Origin of the sequence: Kitasatospora sp. NPDC101235 (assembly GCF_044767505.1) — a bacterium.
Classification (GTDB): Bacteria; Actinomycetota; Actinomycetes; order Streptomycetales; family Streptomycetaceae; genus Kitasatospora.
This window is the reverse complement of the sequence record NZ_JBIWNZ010000001.1, coordinates 597,058-616,055: the sequence shown is the minus strand read 5'-3', so window position 1 is coordinate 616,055 and position 18,998 is coordinate 597,058. Positions and strand designations below refer to the sequence as shown.

Sequence of the window (18,998 nt, the reverse complement as noted above, 5' to 3'; positions counted from 1 at the left end):
GTCGTCCATGCCCCTGAACCGCCGTGACTTCGTCACCCGGTCCGCCGCCACCGCCGCCGGCGCCGCCCTGGCCGGTGGTGCCGCCCTGGCCGCCGCCCCCTCCGCCGCGGCCGCTCAGCCGGACACGGCGGCCGCCAAGGGCCAGCAGCGCAACCCGCACAAGCAGGCCTTCACCGTCATGGGCACCACCGATCTGCACGGCCGGGTGCTCAACTGGGACTACTTCACCGACGCCGAGTACACCGACAAGGCCCACAACGCGGTCGGCCTCGCCAAGATCTCCACCCTGGCCAACCAGGTGCGCGAGGAGAAGGGCTGGGACCGCTGCCTGCTGATCGACGCCGGCGACACCATCCAGGGCACCCAGCTGTCCTACTACTACGCCCGGATCGAGTCGATCGACACCGAGGCCAACACCGTGCCGGACCACCCGATGGCCGTCGCCATGAACCTCATGGAGTACGACGCCGCCGCGCTCGGCAACCACGAGTTCAACTACGGCATCCCGCTCCTGAAGGCCTACCAGGACCAGCTGGAGTTCCCGCTGCTGGGCGCCAACGCGCTGAACGCGAAGAACGAGAAGCCGGCCTTCAAGCCGTACGTGATCAAGGAGCTGCGCCTGGGCGGGGGCCGTCCGGTGAAGGTCGGCATCCTCGGCCTCACCAACCCGGGCATCGCGATCTGGGACAAGGCCAACGTCAGCGGCAAGATGGTCTTCCCGGGCATCGTCGAGACCGCCGCCACCTGGGTACCGCGGATGAAGGCTGCGGGCGCGGACGTCATCGTGGTCTCCTCGCACTCCGGCTGCGACGAGGCGACCACCTGGGGCGACCAGCTGCCCTGGGCCGAGAACGCCTCGGTGGCGCTGGCGGAGACCGTCCCCGACATCGACGCGGTGCTGGTGGGCCACGCCCACAAGGAGATCGCGCAGCGCCTGGTCGTCAACAAGAAGACCGGCAGGACGGTCGTGCTCTCCGAGCCGCTCTGCTACGGCCAGCGGCTGACCTGCTTCGACTTCGAGGTCGAGTTCGCGGGCGGCGTCTGGAAGGTCACCTCGGCCTCCTCGCGGCTGCTGAACTCCAACACCGTGCCGGAGAACCCGGAGATCACCAACGCGATCACCAAGCAGCACAAGAAGGTCGTCGCGTACGTCAACCAGAACATCGGCACCAGCAAGATCGAGCTGTCGATCGCCGACGCCCGCTTCAAGGCCACCCCGATCATCGACCTGATCGGCAAGGTCCAGGCCGACGCCGTCAAGGCCGCGCTGGCGAGCGGGCAGTACGCCAACCTCCCGGTGCTGGCCCAGGCCGCCCCGTTCAACCGCACCGCCCTGATCCCGTCCGGCCAGGTCAAGCTGCGCGACGCCGCGGGCCTCTACATCTACGAGAACACCCTGGAGGCCCGCATCCTGACGGGCGCCCAGCTCAAGGACTACCTGGAGTACTCGGTCAAGTACTACAACCAGCTCGCCCCGGGCGCCCCGGTCGACAAGGAGGCCCTGACCGGCGCCGAGGCCACCCCGGACTACAACTACGACTCGGTCTACGGCCTGAGCTACGACATCGACATCGCCCAGCCGAAGGGCTCGCGGATCGTCAACCTGTCCTTCCAGGGCAAGCCGATCGACCCGGCCGCCGAGTTCGTCCTCGCCGTCAACAACTACCGCGCCAACGGCGGCGGCAACTTCCCCCACGTCGCCAAGGCCAAGATGGTCTGGTCGAACTCCGACGAGATCCGCAACACCATGATCGCCTGGGTGAAGGCCAAGGGCACCATCGACCCCGCCGACTTCTTCACCGACTCCTGGCGCCTCGTCCGCGCCGGCCAGCCGGTCTTCTGACCGACGGTCCTCGCCGAAAGGCCGTCGCCCCGCCGGCGACGGCCTTTCGGCCTGTCCGGTGGAGATCGTCTCCCCGTCGAACCAGCCGCTGTCGGACGGCTCGGAGCGGTGAGTTCGGCGCTCCTGTCCCGATCCCGGCTCCCTTCGGCTTCGAGCTCGCCACCGACGGCCTGATCCGCTACCCGGCCTGAACGGTCGGGCAGCGCGGGTCTCCCGGCGGCTGCCGCCGGGAGACCCGCGCGTTCGGTACCCCCCGGATCAGAAGGGGAAGACCGCGCGCTCGTGCTGGACGGAGATCCACTTCAGGGTGGTGAAGGCGTCCACCGTGGACTCGCCGTTGAGGCGGCCGACGCCGGAGTTCTTCTCGCCGCCGAAGGGCACGCCCGGCTCGTCGGCGATGGTGGCGCCGTTGACGTGGATCATGCCGGTCTCGATCCGCTGGGCGAGCCTCACGCCGCGTTCGACGTTCGCGGTGTGCACCGCGCCGCTGAGCCCGAACGGCGTGTTGTTGGCGAGCCGCACGGCCTCGTCCTCGCCCTCGAAGGGCACCAGCAGCACGACCGGGCCGAAGAGCTCGTTCCGCAGGATCGGCGCGTCCTCCGCCAGGCCGGTGAGCACCGTCGGCGCCATCAGGCTGCCGACCGTGCTGCCGCGCAGCAGCGCGGTGGCGCCGGCCGCGACCGCCTGGTCGACCTGGGCGGAGAGGACGTCGGCCTGGACGGAGTTGATCAGCGGGCCGATGTGGGTGGCCGGGTCCTTCGGGTCGCCGACGGTGAGCGAGGCGACCTTGGCGACGAACTTCTCGGTGAACTCGGCCTCGATGCCGCGGTCCACCAGCACCCGGTTGGCGGCCATGCAGACCTGCCCCTGGTGAACGAAGCGGCTGAACACCGCGGCGTCCACGGCGTGGTCCACGTCGGCGTCGTCCAGCACGATCAGCGCGCTGTTGCCGCCGAGCTCCAGGACCGTCCGCTTGAAGTGCGCGGCGGCGACGGTGGCGACGTGCCGGCCGACCTTGTCGGAGCCGGTGAAGGAGATCACCTTGGGCACCGGGTGCTCGATGAAGCTGTCGCCGATCTCGGCGATGTCGGTGACCACCACGTTCAGCAGGCCGGGCGGCAGCCCCGCGTCCTCGAAGAGCTTCGCGATCAGCCCGCCGCCGACGACCGGGGTCTCCTGGTGCGGCTTGAGGACGACGCCGTTGCCGAGCGCGAGCGCCGGGCCGACGGCCTTGAGCGCCAGGAACAGCGGGAAGTTGAACGGGCTGATCACGCCGACCACGCCGACCGGCAGCCGGTAGAGCCTGTTCTCCCGGCCCGGGGCGGGCGAGGCCAGCAGCCGGCCCTCGGAGGCCACCGACAGGTGCAGGCACTCCCGCAGCAGGTCCTTGACCAGCGACAGTTCGAAGCCCGCCTTCAGCGCGGTGCCGCCGAGCTCGGTCATGATCGCCCGGACGATCTCCGGCTCGCGGTCCTCCAGCAGTCGCAGCGCACGCTCGAAGACCAGCCGCCGCTGGTACGGGTTGGTGGCGGCCCACTCCTTCTGGGCTCGCTCGGCGGCGCGGTAGGCCAGATCGACCTCGGCGACGGTGGCGACGGTGATGGTGGCGAGCTTGTCGCCGGTGTAGGGGTCGACGTCCACGATGTCCCAGGAGCCACTGCCAGTGCGCCACTCACCATCGATGTACTGCAGCGCCAACTCGGAGAAGTACGACATCTGATCCCTCTCATGCACCGACCTGATGGAAATTCATCGTACTGACGTACTACAACTCCTGGCGCACTGCGTACAAAAGTTCACGGGTCCGCTCCGGGCTCAGACTGTCGGCGACCAGGGCGTCCATCGCCTGCCGGTACTCGGCCACCTCGGCGGGTTTGTCGAGGTAGAGCGCGGTGGTGAACTGCTCCAGGTACACGACGTCCGCCAACTCGGCCTCGGCGAAGCCCAGGACGGTGAAGGCACCGCTCTCCGCGCTCAGCCCGGCGTTGCCCAGCGGCAGCACCTGGAGCCGGACGTTGGGCAGCTCGCCGAGCTCCAGCAGCCGGTCCAGCTGGCCGCGCATCTGCTCCGGCCCGCCCCAGGGCCGGCGCAGCGCGGCCTCGTCCAGCACCGCGACCAGGTGCGGCGCGTGCTCGCCGGTCAGCACCGCCTGCCGCCTGATCCGCACGTCGACCCGGCGCTCGATCTCCTCCGACCCGTTGGCGTGCCCACCGGCGGTGACCACGGCCCGGGCGTAGTCGGCGGTCTGGAGCAGCCCGTGGACGAACTGGACCTCGTAGCTGCGGATCTCGGCCGCGGCCTCCTCCAGCCCCAGGTAGTTCTGGAACCAGCCGGGCAGCACGTCCCCGTACTCGTGCCACCAGGAGCTGGCGTTGGCGTCGTTCAGCAGCCCGAGGACGGTGGCGCGCTCCTGCTCGGCCTCGACCCCGTACAGGGTCAGCAGGTCGGCCACGTCGCGCTCCTTGAACCCGACCCGGCCGAGCTCCATCCGGCTGATCTTGGACTCGGAGGCCCGGATCGAGTACCCGGCCTCCTCCCGGCTGACGCCTCTGGCCTCGCGGAGCTTGCGCAGCTGGGTGCCGAGCAGCAGCCGCCGTACGGTGGCGCCCCCACCTGCCTGAGTCGTGCCCATCGAAGTCAACCTCCGCGCTAGCCCAGCCCCCCGGCCGTCGGCGGCAGTCTGCCACCTGGCACCGACGGACAACAGCCTACTGTTCGGGATCCCGCCGGGGCCTCGCCCTGCCGCTGCTCGACGCGGCCGCCGCGCTGCGCACCCTCGCCCCGCCCTTCCGGGAGTGCGCCCGGACGCCCTGCGGGCCTCCGCTCGTGATCACCGCCGCCCGTCTCTCGACCCACCGGGTGGAGACCGGCCGCGGTCCGGCGACCGCCCCGGTCTGGGAGTTCACCCTGGCCGGGTACCCGGAGCCCCTGGTGGTGGTCGCGGTGGACCCGCAGGAGCCCCGTGGTGTCGGTTCCCGGGATCGTCCGCAGGACGTCGTGGACACCCGCGGGACGTCGTACCGCGAGGACGGGCAGGCGGTGGAGGCCCGCATCCGGTACGCCCGCTGCACCGCCGCGCTGCCGCCCCTGGTGTACGAGACCGAGGAGGTGGTGGTGCTGATCGCCCGTGCCCTGCCGCCGACCGGCTCCGTCGGCTGCTGGAGGACCGGGCGGCCGGACAGGACCGTCTTCCGCCTCTCCCGGCCGCTCGGCACCCGCCCGGTCCTCGACCTGGAGAGCGGGACGGCCGTCAGCATGGAGCGTCGCTTGGGGAGGAGCTGAGCGGACCTTCCCCGGAGAACGCGACGGCGCCCGCCCTCCAACTGGTCGGGGAAGAGGGCAGGCGCCAGGAGACCGCGTTGGCCCGGCGACACTGGCGGGGGCAGCGGGTTGAGCTCCCGGCGATGCGGCGCCGGGCGTTCGGTGGGGGCCGGTCGGGACCGTCCGCCCGTCAGACCACCAGGGGGCGGTCCGTGGGCCGGATCGGGGCCGGAAGCGGGGTCTTGCCGCCCAGGTATCCGTCCACCGCGGCGGCGGCCGAACGGCCCTCCGCGATGGCCCAGACGATCAGCGACTGGCCACGGCCGGCGTCTCCGCAGACGTACACGCCATCGACATTGGTGGCGAACCGGCCATCGCGGGCAATGTTACCGCGCGCGTCGAGGTCCACTCCCAGCTGCTCGACCAGCCCGTTCCTCACGTCCGTCCCGGTGAAGCCCATGGCCAGGGTGACCAGCTGTGCCGGGACGGCGCGCTCGGTGCCCGGCACCGGCTCGAACCGGCCGTCCTTGAACTCCACCTCGACCAGGTGCAGTTCCTGGACGTTGCCGTCCTCGTCGCCGCTGAAGTGGGTGGTGCTGACGGAGTAGATCCGCTCGCCGCCCTCCTCGTGCGCGGAGGTGACCTTGTACGTCATCGGCATGGTCGGCCACGGCTGGTGGCCGGGCCGCTCCTCGCCGGGCCGCGGCATGATCTCCAGCTGGGTGACGGAGGCCGCCCCCTGCCGGTGCGCGGTGCCGACGCAGTCCGCGCCGGTGTCGCCGCCGCCGATCACGACCACGTGCTTGCCCTTGGCGCTGATCGGCGACTCGACGAAGTCGCCCTCCTGCACCTTGTTGGCCAGCGGCAGGTACTCCATGGCCTGGTACACGCCCTTGAGCTCGCGCCCGGGCACCGGCAGGTCGCGGGCGGTCGTGGCGCCGGCCGCGACCACCACGGCGTCGAAGCGCTCGCGCAGCTGCTGCCCGGTGACGTCCTCGCCGACGTGCACGCCGGTGCGGAACCGGGTGCCCTCCGCCCGCATCTGCTCGATGCGGCGGTTGATGTGGCGCTTCTCCATCTTGAACTCGGGGATGCCGTAGCGCAGCAGTCCGCCGATGCGGTCGGCCCGCTCGTACACCACCACGGTGTGCCCGGCCCGGGTGAGCTGCTGGGCGGCGGCGAGGCCGGCCGGGCCGGAGCCCACCACGGCGACGGTCTTGCCGGACAGCCGCTCGGGCACCTGCGGGGTGACCCCGCCCCGGTCCCAGGCCTTGTCGATGATGGTGACCTCGACGTTCTTGATGGTCACCGCGTCCTGGTTGATGCCGAGGACGCACGCGGACTCGCACGGGGCCGGGCACAGGCGGCCCGTGAACTCCGGGAAGTTGTTGGTGGCGTGCAGCCGCTCGATCGCGCCGACGAAGTCGTCCCGGTAGGCCAGGTCGTTCCACTCGGGGATGAGGTTTCCGAGCGGGCAGCCGTTGTGGCAGAACGGGATGCCGCAGTCCATGCAGCGGCCGGCCTGCTTGGTGATGATCGGCAGGAGGCTGCGCTCGACGTAGACCTCGCTCCAGTCCTTGATCCGGACGTCGACCGGGCGGCGCTCCGCCAGCTGCTTGGGCGTGGTCAGGAAGCCCTTGGGGTCAGCCATTAGCCGCCTCCATCATCTTGCGAGTGGTCTCGGCCTCGGAGAGGCCATCGCGCTCAGCGGCGTCCTTGGCGGCGAGCACTGCCTTGTAGTCGGTCGGCATGATCTTGGAGAAGCGGGAGACCCCGCTGCCCCAGTCCGCCAGGAGTTCGGCGGCGACGGTGGAGCCGGTCTCCTCGTAGTGCTGCTGCACGGTCTCGCGCAGCCAGTCGCGGTCGGCGGCGGTGGGGGCCTCGATGCCCACCATGCCGTCGTTGACGTTCGCGGGGCGCAGGTCCAGGACGTACGCGATGCCGCCGGACATGCCCGCCGCGAGGTTGCGTCCGGTCTCGCCGAGGACGACGACCCGGCCGCCGGTCATGTACTCCAGGCCGTGGTCGCCCACGCCCTCGACGACCAGGGTGGCGCCGGAGTTGCGGACGGCGAAGCGCTCGCCGGCCTTGCCGCGCAGGTGGACGCGGCCCGAGGTGGCGCCGTAGCCGATGGTGTTGCCGGCGATGACGTGGTTCTGCGCGTCGTTGCCGATGGCCGCCGCCTCGCGGGCCGGGCGGACGACGACCACGCCGCCCGAGAGGCCCTTGCCGACGTAGTCGTTGGCGTCGCCCTCCAGGCGCAGCGTCACGCCGCGCGGCAGGAACGCGCCGAAGGACTGCCCGGCGGAGCCGGTGAAGGTGACGTCGATGGTCCCCTCCGGCAGGCCCTCGCCCCGGTACCGCTTGGTCACCTCGTGGCCGAGCATGGTGCCGACCGTGCGGTTGACGTTGCGGATCGGCAGCTGGATGCGGACGGTGTCGCCGCGCTCCAGGGCGTCCTCGGCCAGCGCGATCAGCTGGTTGTCCAGGGCCTTGTCCAGCGCGTGGTCCTGGGTGGTGGTGCGGTGCCGGGCGGCACCCTCGGGCAGCGCCGGCACGTGGAACAGCGGGGCGAGGTCCAGCCCGGCCGCCTTCCAGTGGTCGATCGCGGCGCGGGCGTCGATGTGCTCGGCGTGGCCGACGGCCTCCTCGATCGAGCGGAAGCCCAGCGAGGCCAGGATCTCCCGGACCTCCTCGGCGATGAACTCGAAGAAGTTGACCACGAATTCGGGCTTGCCGGAGAACCGCTCGCGCAGCACCGGGTTCTGGGTGGCGACGCCGACCGGGCAGGTGTCCAGGTGGCAGACGCGCATCATGATGCAGCCGGAGACGACCAGCGGGGCGGTCGCGAAGCCGAACTCCTCGGCACCGAGCAGCGCGGCGATCACCACGTCGCGGCCGGTCTTCAGCTGGCCGTCGGTCTGGACGACGATGCGGTCGCGCAGCCCGTTGAGCAGCAGCGTCTGCTGGGTCTCGGCGAGCCCGAGCTCCCAGGGCCCGCCCGCGTGCTTCAGCGAGGTGAGCGGCGAGGCGCCCGTCCCGCCGTCGTGCCCCGACACCAGGACGACGTCCGCGTGCGCCTTGGAGACACCCGCGGCGACCGTCCCGACGCCGACCTCGGACACCAGCTTCACGTGGATGCGGGCCGCGGGGTTGGCGTTCTTGAGGTCGTGGATCAGCTGTGCCAGGTCCTCGATGGAGTAGATGTCGTGGTGCGGCGGCGGCGAGATCAGGCCGACACCCGGGGTGGAGTGCCGGGTCCTGGCGACCCACGGGTACACCTTGTGGCCGGGCAGCTGGCCGCCCTCGCCGGGCTTGGCGCCCTGGGCCATCTTGATCTGGATGTCGTCCGCGTTGACCAGGTACTCGGAGGTGACGCCGAACCGGCCGGAGGCGACCTGCTTGATCGCCGAGCGGCGCTCCGGGTCGTACAGCCGCTCCGGGTCCTCGCCGCCCTCGCCGGTGTTGGACTTGCCGCCGAGGCGGTTCATCGCGATGGCCAGGGTCTCGTGCGCCTCGCGCGAGATCGAGCCGTACGACATGGCGCCGGTGGAGAAGCGCTTGACGATCTCGGAGACCGGTTCGACCTCCTCGACCGGGATCGGCTCCCGCCCGAGGCCGTCCAGCTGGAACAGGCCGCGCAGCGTCATCAGCCGCTCGGACTGCTCGTTCACCCGGTCCGTGTACTGCTTGAAGATGTCGTACCGGCGGTTGCGGGTGGAGTGCTGGAGCCGGAAGACGGTGTCCGGGTCGAACAGGTGCGGCTCGCCCTCGCGGCGCCACTGGTACTCGCCGCCGATCTCCAGCGCGCGGTGCGCGGCCGGGATGCCGGAGGCCGGGTACGCCTTGGCGTGCCGGGCGGCCGTCTCGCGGGCGATCTCCTCCAGGCCGATGCCGCCGAGCTTGGTGGTGGTGCCGGCGAAGTAGCCGTCGACCAGGCCCTGGGAGAGGCCGATGGCCTCGAAGACCTGGGCGCCGCGGTAGGAGGCGACGGTCGAGATGCCCATCTTGGACATGACCTTGAGCACGCCCTTGCCGAGCGCCTTGATCAGGTTCCGGATCGCCTTCTCGGGCTCGACGCCCACGATGAAGACGCCCTGGGCGACCAGGTCCTCGACCGACTCCATCGCCAGGTACGGGTTGACCGCCCCGGCGCCGTAGCCGATCAGCAGCGCGACGTGGTGCACCTCGCGGACGTCGCCCGCCTCGACCAGCAGCGACACCTGGGTGCGCTGCTTGGTGCGGATCAGGTGGTGGTGAACGGCCGAGGTGAGCAGCAGCGAGGGGATCGGCGCGTGCTCGGCGTCCGAGTGCCGGTCGGAGAGCACGATGATCCGGGCGCCGTCGGCGATCGCGGCGTCGGCCTCGGCGGCGATCGCGGCCAGCCGGGAGGCCAGGCCCTCGCCGCCGGAGGCGACCTTGTAGAGGCCGGAGAGGGTGACGGCCTTGAGGCCGGGCTGGTCGCCGTCGGCGTTGATGTGGACGAGCTTGGCCAGCTCGTCGTTGTCGATCACCGGGAAGGTGATGCCGACCGAGCGGCAGGAGGCGGACTCGGCGGCCAGCAGGTTGCCCTCGGGGCCGAGGTTGGACAGCAGCGAGGTGACGAGCTCCTCGCGGATGGCGTCCAGCGGCGGGTTGGTGACCTGCGCGAAGAGCTGCACGAAGTAGTCGAACAGCAGGCGCGGCCGCTCGCTCAGCGCGGCGATCGGCGAGTCGGTGCCCATCGAGCCGAGCGCCTCGGCGCCGGCGCGCGCCATCGGCGCGAGGACGACCCGCAGCTCCTCCTCGGTGTACCCGAAGGTCTGCTGGCGGCGGGTGACGGAGGCGTGGGTGTGCGCGATGTGCTCGCGCTCGGGCAGCTTGGCGAGCTGGATCTGCCCGGCGCCGACCCATTCCTCGTACGGGTGCTCGGCGGCGAGGGCGGACTTGATCTCCTCGTCCTCGACGATCCGGCCCTCGGCGGTGTCCACCAGGAACATCCGGCCGGGCTGGAGGCGGCCCTTCTTGGCGACCTTCTCCTGGTCGATGTCGAGCACGCCGACCTCGGAGGAGAGGACGACCAGGCCGTCCTCGGTGATCCAGTACCGGGCCGGGCGCAGGCCGTTGCGGTCGAGCACGGCGCCGATCCGGGTGCCGTCGGTGAAGGTGACGCAGGCCGGGCCGTCCCAGGGCTCCATCAGGTTGGAGTGGTACTGGTAGAAGGCGCGGCGGGCCGGGTTCATGGTGGCGTGGTTCTCCCACGCCTCCGGGATCATCATCAGCACCGAGTGCGGCAGCGAGCGGCCGCCGAGGTGGAGCAGTTCCAGGACCTCGTCGAAGGAGGCGGAGTCGGAGTGCTCCGGGGTGCAGATCGGGAAGATCCGCTCCAGGCCCTGCCCGTTCCTGTTGGCGGGGATGAGGTCGGTGGCCAGCTGCGACTCCCGGGCGCGCATCCAGTTGCGGTTGCCCTTGACCGTGTTGATCTCGCCGTTGTGCGCGACGAAGCGGTACGGGTGGGCGAGCGGCCAGCTCGGGAAGGTGTTGGTGGAGAACCGCGAGTGCACCAGGCCGATGGCGGAGGCGTAGGTGCGGTCCGACAGGTCGGGGAAGAAGGGCTCCAGCTGGCCGGTGGTCAGCATGCCCTTGTAGACGATGGTGCGCGCGGACAGCGACGGGAAGTACACCCCGGCCTCGCGCTCGGCGCGCTTGCGGACCACGAAGGCGACCCGGTCCAGCTCGATGCCGGCCTTGCCGGCACCGGCCGGGCCCTGTCCGACGGGCTCCGACGCGAGGAAGAGCTGGCGGAAGCGCGGCATCACGCTGCGCGCGGTGGCACCGAGCAGGTCCGGGGTGACCGGCACGTCGCGCCAGCCGAGGACGGTCAGCCCCTCTTCGGCGGCGATGTCCTCGATCCGCGCGACGGCGGCGTCGGCCTCGTCCGTGTCCGGGAGGAAGGCGATGCCGACGGCGTAGGACCCGGCCGCCGGGAGTTCGAAGGGGACCTTCCCGCGCAGGAAGGCGTCCGGGATCTGGGTCAGGATGCCCGCACCGTCGCCGGAGTCCGGCTCGGCGCCGGTGGCGCCGCGGTGCTCCAGGTTGCGCAGGACGTTCAACGCCTGCTCGACGATGGTGTGGTCGGCGATGCCGGTCAGTGTGGCGACGAAACCGACGCCACAGGCGTCGTGCTCGTTCCGCGGGTCGTACAGGCCCTGGGCAGCAGGTCGCGCATCCGGCACGAGCGCGTACGGGCGGCGGGCGGCGCCGGCCTGGGGCTCGTTGGCGGAGTGCATGGATGCAGACAGCATCGGCTCTCCCGTCGTCGTCTTTCGGCAAGTGGTGCAAGGAGGGACGACGTTGGCCCTGATGCGATGGTGCGGTGTCGTGCAAGTTCCATGATGCCCGTGATCCCGAGAAGCGGAATACCCCGTCCACATGGCGGGATGATGCGCTGGCCAGGGGCTGTGTGAGGAGGACGTGCCACAGTGCACGTCCCGACGATTGTGCCCAACCGTCCACGGCCTGAAACAGGGGCGAAACCGGGTCGCCACAGGACCCGATCATGGGCGCCTGCGAATCCATCTCGGGAGCCCGTCCGCGGTTGCGAATCCGCGGCACGGGGGCCCGAATGATGAGACCAGGCCAGGCGTTGCCCGATGCCCATGTGTGAAACATCACTCACTGTCCAGCATAACCATGCACGACTGCGAGTCACCCCACGTGGCCGCCGATCAGCCACCCGAGCAGGTAGGTCACCCCGGCCGCCGCACTGCCCAGCACCAGCTGCCGCAGCCCGCTGAACCACCAGCTGCGCGCCGTCACCCGGGCCACCACCGCGCCGCACAGGAACAGCCCGGCCCCCGCCAGAAGCAGTGCGGGCAGCAGCGAGGTCGCCCCCAGCAGGTACGGCAGCAGCGGCAGCAGCGCACCGAGCGCGAAGAACAGGAACGACGAGCCGGCCGCCACCAGCGGCGAGGGCAGCTCGGTCGGGTCGATGCCCAGCTCCTCGCGGGCGTGCACCTCCAGGGCCAGCTCCGGGTCCGCGGACAGCTGCCGGGCCACCTCGTGGGCCAGCTCCGGGTCCACCCCGCGCGAGACGTACAGCTGGGCCAGCTCAGCCAGCTCCCCGTGCGGGTTGCGGCTCAGCTCCAGCCGCTCGGCCTCGATCTCGGCCTGCACCAGCTCCCGCTGCGAGGCCACCGAGGTGTACTCCCCCGCCGCCATCGAGCAGGCGCCGGCCGCCAGGCCCGCCAGCCCGGTCAGGATCACCGTCCCGTTGGACGCCGCACCGCCGACCACCCCGGTCATCAGCGCGAAGTTGGACACCAGCCCGTCCACCGCACCGAACACGGCCGGCCGCAGCCAACCGCCGTTGACATCCCGGTGGTGGTCGGCCGCGGGTATCCGGGGCTGGTGTCCGGCATCGGCTTCCACAGCGATCGCACTCATCGTCGTTCCCCTCCGTCGTCGTTCGTCAGCCCCGAACGTAGCCCGTCTGACCTGGGCATTTCCAGCAAAGTAAGGCTGTCCGAACACCACTGAGGCCACCCTTCGCAAACCTCGCGAAGGGTGGCCTCAGCCGGGGGAAGTCCCAGGTCAGATCGGGTTCCTGGCGTCCTCGCCGACCGCTTCGGCGGCCACCTTCTCGTCCTCGGGCTCCGCCGGCTTGCGCGGCACCGGCTTCCCCTTGCCGTTCTCGTCGCCCTTCCCCTCGGCCTGGGCGTCCTCCGCCACGTGCGCGGCCGGATCGATGCTCGCCGGATCCTCCCGCCCGGGCCGCTTCTTCCCCACGATCACGAAGTACGCCACGGCGCCGATGAACACCCCGATGGACACCCAGTCGTTCAGCCGCAGGCCGAGGTAGACGTGCGCCTCGTCGATCCGCAGCCACTCGGTCCAGAACCGGCCCACCGTGTACGCGGCCACGTACAGCGCGAACACCCGGCCGTGGCCCAGCTTGAACCGGCGGTCCGCCCAGATCACCAGCAGCGCGACACCGACGCACCACAGCGACTCGTACAGGAAGGTCGGGTGGTAGACGCCCTTCACGACCTCGCCGTCGGGCAGCGTCTTGTTGATCTCCAGGCCCCACGGCAGGGTGGTCGACCGGCCGTACAGCTCCTGGTTGAAGTAGTTGCCCCAGCGGCCCAGCGCCTGCGCGAGCGCGATGCCCGGCGCGATGGCGTCGGCGTACGCGGGCAGCGGCACGCCCCGGCGTCGGGCGCCGATCCAGGCGCCGACCGCGCCCAGTGCGACCGCGCCCCAGATGCCGAGGCCGCCCTCCCAGATCTTGAGGGCGTCCCAGGGATTCTTCCCCTCGGCGAAGTACAGTCGGCCGCCGTCGGTGATCACGTGGTAAAGGCGGCCGCCGACCAGGCCGAAGGGCACGGCCCACACGGCGATGTCGCCGACGGTGTGCTTGGCACCGCCCCGGGCGACCCAGCGCTTGCTGCCGAGCCAGACGGCGACGACGACACCGAGGATGATGCAGAAGGCGTAGGCGCGCAGCGGGATCGGTCCGAGGTACAGGACGCCCCGCGACGGGCTGGGAATGTAGGCGATATCCATGGCAGTTCCGACGCTACAGGGTCCGAAGGCCCGCTCGGACACCCTTGGGGTCACAGAAATCGAACAACGGGCGGCGCCGCCCCCTCCGGACGGGGAGGGGGCGGCACGGCGGAACGGGCTCAGCCGGCCGTCGGCGACGGGTTGTTCGCCTCCGACGCGGTGCTGGTCGGCGCCGGCGTCTGCCCGTGCGAGCCGGCCGTGCCCAGCTGTTTGCCCTGGTTCGCGGCGTCCACCCACTTCACCAGGTTCGCCGGGGTGATCTCCTCGCTGCCGTTCTTCGGGTAGATCGGCTGGCCGTTGAGCAGCACCGTGGGAGTGGACTTGAAGCTGGACTTGTCGAAGTCCTGCTGCACCGCGGACACCCATCCACCGAACTTGTTGTCCTTGACGCAGGACTGGAACTCGGGCGTGTCCAGGCCGTTGACCTGCTTGGCCAGGCCGATCAGGACGGCCTTGTCGGCGAAGGCGTCGTTGGTCTCGTCCGGCTGGTTGCGGTACAGCACGTCGTGGTAGTCGCGGAAGTGCCCGGCGTTCTGGGCGCAGCCCAGCGCGTTGGCGGCCGTCCTGGAGCCCTTGCCCCCCGCGGCCCGGTCGATGAACGACACGATGTGGTAGTTCGTGTAGATCTTCCCGGCGTCCTCCAGCTGGTCGATGGTCGACGAGAACTCGCGCTCGAAGATGCCGCAGGCGGGGCAGCGCGGGTCCTCGTAGACCGTCAGGACGGAGGGCGCGTTGCCCGCGCCGACCGGGATGACGAGGTTCTTGTCGCCGATCGTCCCGGCCGGGGCGGCGGCCGGCGTCTCCGGCTTGGAGCGCTGGTTCTGCACCACGACGCCGACGATCACCGCGGCGGCGATCACCGTGAGCACGGAACCGCCCACGATCAGCTTCTTCCTGCGCCGGGAGGAGACCTCCTCGGCCGCCCGGTGCTCCAGCATCCGCTCGCGGGCGGTGCGCTTGCCTTCTCGGTTCTTCTCGCTCATTGCCTTGACATCCACGGTCGGGGGCCTTCGTCGGGTGCAGGGATGTGGGGGGTCAGCTCGCCAGCCAGCGGTCCACCGACAGCCGGGTACGGGGCCGCCACAGCAGCCAGCCGGCCAGCAACAGGAAGCCGGTGTCGCGCAGGATCTCCTGGAGGTACTTCGTCTGGGACTCGTCGACGTGCCCGCCGCCGCCGAAGCAGCCGCAGTCGATCGAGATGCCGCGCGCCCAGGCGGAGGCGATCCCGGCGATGAAGGCCAGCAACAGCAGCGCGGAGACCCCGGCCACCAGCCGGACACCGAGGCCCACCAGCAGCAGCAGTGCCAGCGCCAGTTCCAGGAACGGCAGGCCGTAACCGATCGGCTTGACCAGGCCCTCGGGCAGGATCTCGTAGGCCCGGACGGCCTGCGCGGCCTCCGCCGGATCGGAGATCTTCGCCAGCCCGGCCCACCCCCAGACCACCGCGAGGCCGAGCCGGACGACCGTGCCGAGCCACTCACTCCAGACCGGCACCGGCCGGCCCGCCGTCGGCGTGGGCGCGGAGCCGTCGGGCTGCGCGACCACCAGGGAACCCCCCTCGGGAAACTCGTTCACTCCCTGATGAACCGTCAGGGATGAAGGGTGGTTCCTCCGCATTCAGGAATTAAGCCGGACGGGTGACGTTCTGTCCGAACAGACCGAACACCCGCACGTCAGCGGCACCCCGCCGGCCACCCCGCCTCGAACAGATCCGGATGCCGAGCCGCCTCCGCGCACGCCACCGCCTCCCGCTCCGCCCGCTCGGCCCCCCGCTTGGCCAGCGCGTGCCCCACCTGGGCATGCACCCCGACCGCACCACCCAGCACCAACACGGCGGCCGCCGCCCGCAGCAGAACGGCCCGCTGGAGACCCCGCACCGGCTTACCCCTTCCACTCACCCCCACAACCGTTCGTGTACTCGTCCCTCCTCTCAACGTCGGTCAACCCCGGCTGATGCGTGTCCCCGCTCTTTGTTCACCCGTTCGGGCCCGCACCCCACCACGTCCCCAGCCCCCGAAGCCCGGCGGCCCCCCACTCCCGAAGGAGTGAGGGGCCGCCGGTCCGGCGTTTCCACCGCGCGTCAGCGCCTCCGCACGCCCGAAGCCAGCTCCTCCGCCAGCCCCCGCACGGCATCCAGCGCCGCCGCCTCGTCCTGGCCCGCGGCCAGGATCCGCTTCACGAACGCCGACCCCACGATCACCCCGTCCGCGAACCGGGCGACCTCCGCCGCCTGCACCGCGTCCGAGACCCCGAGCCCGACACAGACCGGCAGGTCCGTCGTCGCCCGGGTCCGGGCGACCAGGTCCTCGGCCATCGAGCCGACCGCGGTCCGGGTCCCGGTCACGCCCATCACCGCGGCCGCGTACACGAACCCGCTCCCCGCCGCCGTGACCTCCGCCAGCCGCGCGTCCTTGCTGCTGGGGGCGACCACGAACACGGTGTCCAGTCCGTGCTCGTCCGCCGCCTTGCGCCACTCCTCGGACTCCTCGACCGGCAGGTCCGGCAGGATGCATCCGGCCCCGCCCGCGGCCGCCAGGTCCGCCGCGAAGCGCGCCACGCCGTAGCGGTCGACGGGGTTCCAGTACGTCATCACGAGCACCGCCGCCTCGGGGTGCGCCGCGGCGACCTCCTGGACGGTCCGCAGCACGTCCTTGATCCGCACACCGCCCCGCAGCGCGATGTCGTCGGCGGTCTGGATGACCGAACCGTCGAGCACCGGGTCGGAGTGCGGCAGCCCGACCTCGACCACGTCGCAGCCGCCCTCGATCAGCGCCTTGATCGCCCGGATGCCGCCGTCCACGGTCGGGAACCCGGCCGGCAGGTACCCGATCAGCGCGGCCCGGTCCTCCGCCTTGGCGGCCGCCAGAATGCCGCCCAGCTTGCTGGCGCTCAGCTTGGAAGTCATGATCACTTACCCCCCTCGGCGGAGCCGTTGCCCGAGCCGTCGGTCTTCTCGTCGTACAGCCCGAAGTACTCGGCCGCGGTGTGCATGTCCTTGTCCCCGCGCCCCGACAGCGAGACCAGGATGGTCGCCTCCGGCCCGAGCTCGCGCCCCAGCTCCAGCGCCCCGGCGAGCGCGTGGGCGCTCTCGATGGCCGGGATGATCCCCTCGGTACGGGACAGCAGCCGCAGCGCCTGCATCGCGGCGGCGTCCGTGACCGGCCGGTACTCCGCCCGCCCGGTGTCCTTCAGCCAGGCGTGCTCCGGCCCGACCCCCGGGTAGTCCAGCCCCGCCGAGATCGAGTGCGACTCGATGGTCTGCCCGTCCTCGTCCTGGAGGACGTACGTCCGGGAGCCGTGCAGCACCCCCGGGTCCCCCTTGGTGAGGGTGGCCGCGTGCCGGGGCGTCTCGGCCCCCTCGCCGGCGGCCTCGCAGCCGATCAGCCGCACCCCGGCGTCCGGGATGAACTCGTGGAAGATCCCCATCGCGTTGGAGCCGCCGCCCACACAGGCCACGACCGCGTCGGGCAGCCGCCCCGTCCGGTCGAGCACCTGCTGCCGTGCCTCGACCCCGATGATCCGGTGGAAGTCCCGGACCATCATCGGGAACGGGTGCGGCCCGGCAACCGTGCCGAACAGGTAGTGGGTGGAGTCGACGTTGGCGACCCAGTCCCGGAACGCCTCGTTGATGGCGTCCTTGAGCGTCCGGCTGCCGGACTTGACGGCCACCACCTCGGCGCCGAGCATCCGCATCCGGGCGACGTTGAGCGCCTGGCGCTCGGTGTCGACCTCGCCCATGTAGATGGTGCAGTCGAAGCCGAACAGCGCGCAGGCGGTCGCGGTGGCCACGCCGTGCTGGCCGGCGCCGGTCTCGGCGATGATCCGGGTCTTGCCCATCCGCTTGGTGAGCAGCGCCTGGCCCAGCACGTTGTTGATCTTGTGCGAGCCGGTGTGGTTGAGGTCCTCGCGCTTGAGCAGGATGCGCGCGCCGCCCGCCTCGGCGGAGAAGCGGTGCACGTCGGTCAGCGGGCTCGGGCGCCCGGTGTAGTCCTTGAGCAGCGCGTCGAGCTCGGCGGCGAAGGCCGGGTCGGCCTTGGCCTTCTCGTACTCCTCGGCGACCTGCTCGACCGCGGCGACCAGCGCCTCGGGGATGAAGCGGCCGCCGTACGCGCCGAAGTAGCCGCGCGCGTCCGGCACCTGGGCACCGGGCAGGTAGTCCTTTTCGGACATGGTGTTTTCCCTTGACGAAGACGGAGATGAACGACGTGACGTCTGACCGGCCGGGGATCCGGCCGATCGGCTGGTTCCTCAGCCGGACGTCACGCGCCATCGCCGCCCCGGCACCTGCCCGGGCTCGCACCCGATGACGTACCGCACCCGACGCCCCAGCACCCGGCGTGCGGGCGCGCGGCAGCCGCGCGGGCGGCAGCCGGGGGCGAGTCGGGTGGCGATCTTCATCGGGTGGTGTCAGTCCTTGTGCCGGACGGCGGGGTGGGCCCCGGCGGCGACCAGGTCGGCGACCGCAGCGCGCGGGTCCTTGCCGGTCACCAGGGATTCGCCGACCAGCACCGCGTCGGCACCGAGGTTGGCGTAGTTGATCACGTCCAGCGGGCCGCGCACGCCGGACTCGGCGACCTTGACGATGCCGTCCGGGATGGCGTGGGCGACGTTCTCGAAGGTGTTGCGGTCCACTTCGAGCGTCTTCAGGTTGCGGGCGTTGACGCCGATGATCCGGGCGCCGGCGTCCACCGCGCGCTTGATCTCCTCCTCGTCGTGCACCTCGACCAGCGGGGTGAGGCCGATCGACTCGGCGCGCTCGATCAGCGACACCAGGGCCGGCTGGTCGAGGGCCGCGACGATCAGCAGCGCGAGGTCGGCGCCGTGCGCGCGGGCCTCCCACAGCTGGTAGGCGGTGACGATGAAGTCCTTGCGCAGCAGCGGGGTGTCCACCGCGGCGCGGACGGCGTCCAGGTCGGCCAGCGAACCGCCGAAGCGGCGCTGTTCGGTCAGCACGCTGATCGCGGCGGCACCGCCGGCCGCGTAGTCGACCGCCAGGGCGGCCGGATCCGCGATCGAGGCCAGGGCGCCCTTGGACGGGCTGGAGCGCTTCACCTCGCAGATCACCCGGACCCCGTCGCCCCTGAGGGCGGCGACGCCGTCCTTGGCCTCCGGCGCCTTGGCGGCGAGCTCCTTGAGCTCGTCCAGGGAGACCCGGGCCTGCCGCTCGGCGAGGTCCTCGCGGACCCCTTCGATGATCGAGTCGAGCACACTCACTCAGGAGCCCCCATCTTTTCTGCCAGTTGGCCAACACGAGCCGGCGGGCGACAGCCCACCAGCTCTTCGATGGTATCGGCACCCGGGAGCGGGGGGCGCACTGGTTCGAGCCGCGTCTCGCGGACCGGACGCCCGT

General features: G+C 71.3%; 14 protein-coding genes. 2 read left to right on the top strand and 12 right to left on the bottom strand.

Annotated features, from left to right (window positions below):
- The first annotated feature begins 7 nt into the window (after positions 1 to 7).
- The gene (locus ACIRRH_RS02865) at positions 8 to 1,843 is read left to right on the top strand and encodes a bifunctional metallophosphatase/5'-nucleotidase (protein WP_403060732.1); all 1,836 of its coding nucleotides are present in this window, start codon (positions 8 to 10) and stop codon (positions 1,841 to 1,843) included.
- A gap of 258 nt (positions 1,844 to 2,101) precedes the next feature.
- Here ACIRRH_RS02865 and ACIRRH_RS02860 read toward each other — a convergent pair whose 3' ends face one another.
- Both ACIRRH_RS02860 and ACIRRH_RS02855 read right to left on the bottom strand, forming a co-directional pair.
- Positions 2,102 to 3,559: an aldehyde dehydrogenase family protein gene (locus tag ACIRRH_RS02860; RefSeq protein ID WP_403061100.1), complete on the bottom strand. Its 1,458-nt coding sequence runs from the start codon at positions 3,557 to 3,559 to the stop codon at positions 2,102 to 2,104.
- A gap of 49 nt (positions 3,560 to 3,608) precedes the next feature.
- A complete protein-coding gene (locus tag ACIRRH_RS02855) occupies positions 3,609 to 4,475 on the bottom strand; it encodes a helix-turn-helix domain-containing protein (protein WP_403060729.1) in 867 nt (288 codons plus the stop codon).
- Between the two features lie 194 nt (positions 4,476 to 4,669).
- On the opposite strand from ACIRRH_RS02855, the gene ACIRRH_RS02850 reads away from it, so the two are divergent.
- On the top strand, positions 4,670 to 5,125 hold the full coding sequence (locus tag ACIRRH_RS02850) for a hypothetical protein (protein WP_403060726.1): 456 nt from the start codon (positions 4,670 to 4,672) through the stop codon (positions 5,123 to 5,125).
- A gap of 169 nt (positions 5,126 to 5,294) precedes the next feature.
- On the opposite strand, the gene ACIRRH_RS02845 is transcribed toward ACIRRH_RS02850, so the two are convergent.
- The 10 genes from ACIRRH_RS02845 to trpC all read right to left on the bottom strand — a co-directional run bounded on the left by ACIRRH_RS02845 (position 5,295) and on the right by trpC (position 18,862).
- Positions 5,295 to 6,755 (bottom strand): glutamate synthase subunit beta, encoded by a 1,461-nt coding sequence (locus tag ACIRRH_RS02845; RefSeq protein WP_403060723.1) that lies wholly within the window; start codon positions 6,753 to 6,755, stop codon positions 5,295 to 5,297.
- Positions 6,748 to 11,373 (bottom strand): glutamate synthase large subunit, encoded by a 4,626-nt coding sequence (gene gltB, locus ACIRRH_RS02840; protein ID WP_403061097.1) that lies wholly within the window; start codon positions 11,371 to 11,373, stop codon positions 6,748 to 6,750. Before gltB ends, ACIRRH_RS02845 begins: the two co-directional genes overlap by 8 nt.
- Before the next feature lie 418 nt (positions 11,374 to 11,791).
- On the bottom strand, positions 11,792 to 12,529 hold the full coding sequence (locus ACIRRH_RS02835) for a VIT1/CCC1 transporter family protein (protein ID WP_224275505.1): 738 nt from the start codon (positions 12,527 to 12,529) through the stop codon (positions 11,792 to 11,794).
- Positions 12,530 to 12,676: 147 nt separating this feature from the next.
- Positions 12,677 to 13,648, bottom strand: coding sequence for a prolipoprotein diacylglyceryl transferase (lgt, locus tag ACIRRH_RS02830; protein ID WP_403060720.1), 972 nt, complete (start codon positions 13,646 to 13,648; stop codon positions 12,677 to 12,679).
- A 119-nt stretch (positions 13,649 to 13,767) separates the two neighbouring features.
- Positions 13,768 to 14,631 carry a DsbA family protein gene (locus ACIRRH_RS02825; protein WP_403060717.1) on the bottom strand — a complete coding sequence of 288 codons (864 nt, stop codon included), beginning with the start codon at positions 14,629 to 14,631 and terminating at the stop codon, positions 13,768 to 13,770.
- A gap of 52 nt (positions 14,632 to 14,683) precedes the next feature.
- On the bottom strand, positions 14,684 to 15,223 hold the full coding sequence (locus ACIRRH_RS02820; RefSeq protein WP_403060714.1) for a MauE/DoxX family redox-associated membrane protein: 540 nt from the start codon (positions 15,221 to 15,223) through the stop codon (positions 14,684 to 14,686).
- Between the two features lie 505 nt (positions 15,224 to 15,728).
- Positions 15,729 to 16,553 carry a tryptophan synthase subunit alpha gene (trpA, locus tag ACIRRH_RS02815; protein WP_403060711.1) on the bottom strand — a complete coding sequence of 275 codons (825 nt, stop codon included), beginning with the start codon at positions 16,551 to 16,553 and terminating at the stop codon, positions 15,729 to 15,731.
- A gap of 2 nt (positions 16,554 to 16,555) precedes the next feature.
- Positions 16,556 to 17,818, bottom strand: coding sequence for a tryptophan synthase subunit beta (gene trpB / locus ACIRRH_RS02810; protein ID WP_403060708.1), 1,263 nt, complete (start codon positions 17,816 to 17,818; stop codon positions 16,556 to 16,558).
- A 78-nt stretch (positions 17,819 to 17,896) separates the two neighbouring features.
- On the bottom strand, positions 17,897 to 18,046 hold the full coding sequence (trpM, locus tag ACIRRH_RS02805) for a tryptophan biosynthesis modulator TrpM (protein WP_374119904.1): 150 nt from the start codon (positions 18,044 to 18,046) through the stop codon (positions 17,897 to 17,899).
- Positions 18,047 to 18,055: 9 nt separating this feature from the next.
- Positions 18,056 to 18,862, bottom strand: a complete 807-nt coding sequence (trpC, locus tag ACIRRH_RS02800) for an indole-3-glycerol phosphate synthase TrpC (RefSeq protein WP_403060704.1) — start codon at positions 18,860 to 18,862, stop codon at positions 18,056 to 18,058.
- Between the last annotated feature and the right edge of the window lie 136 nt (positions 18,863 to 18,998).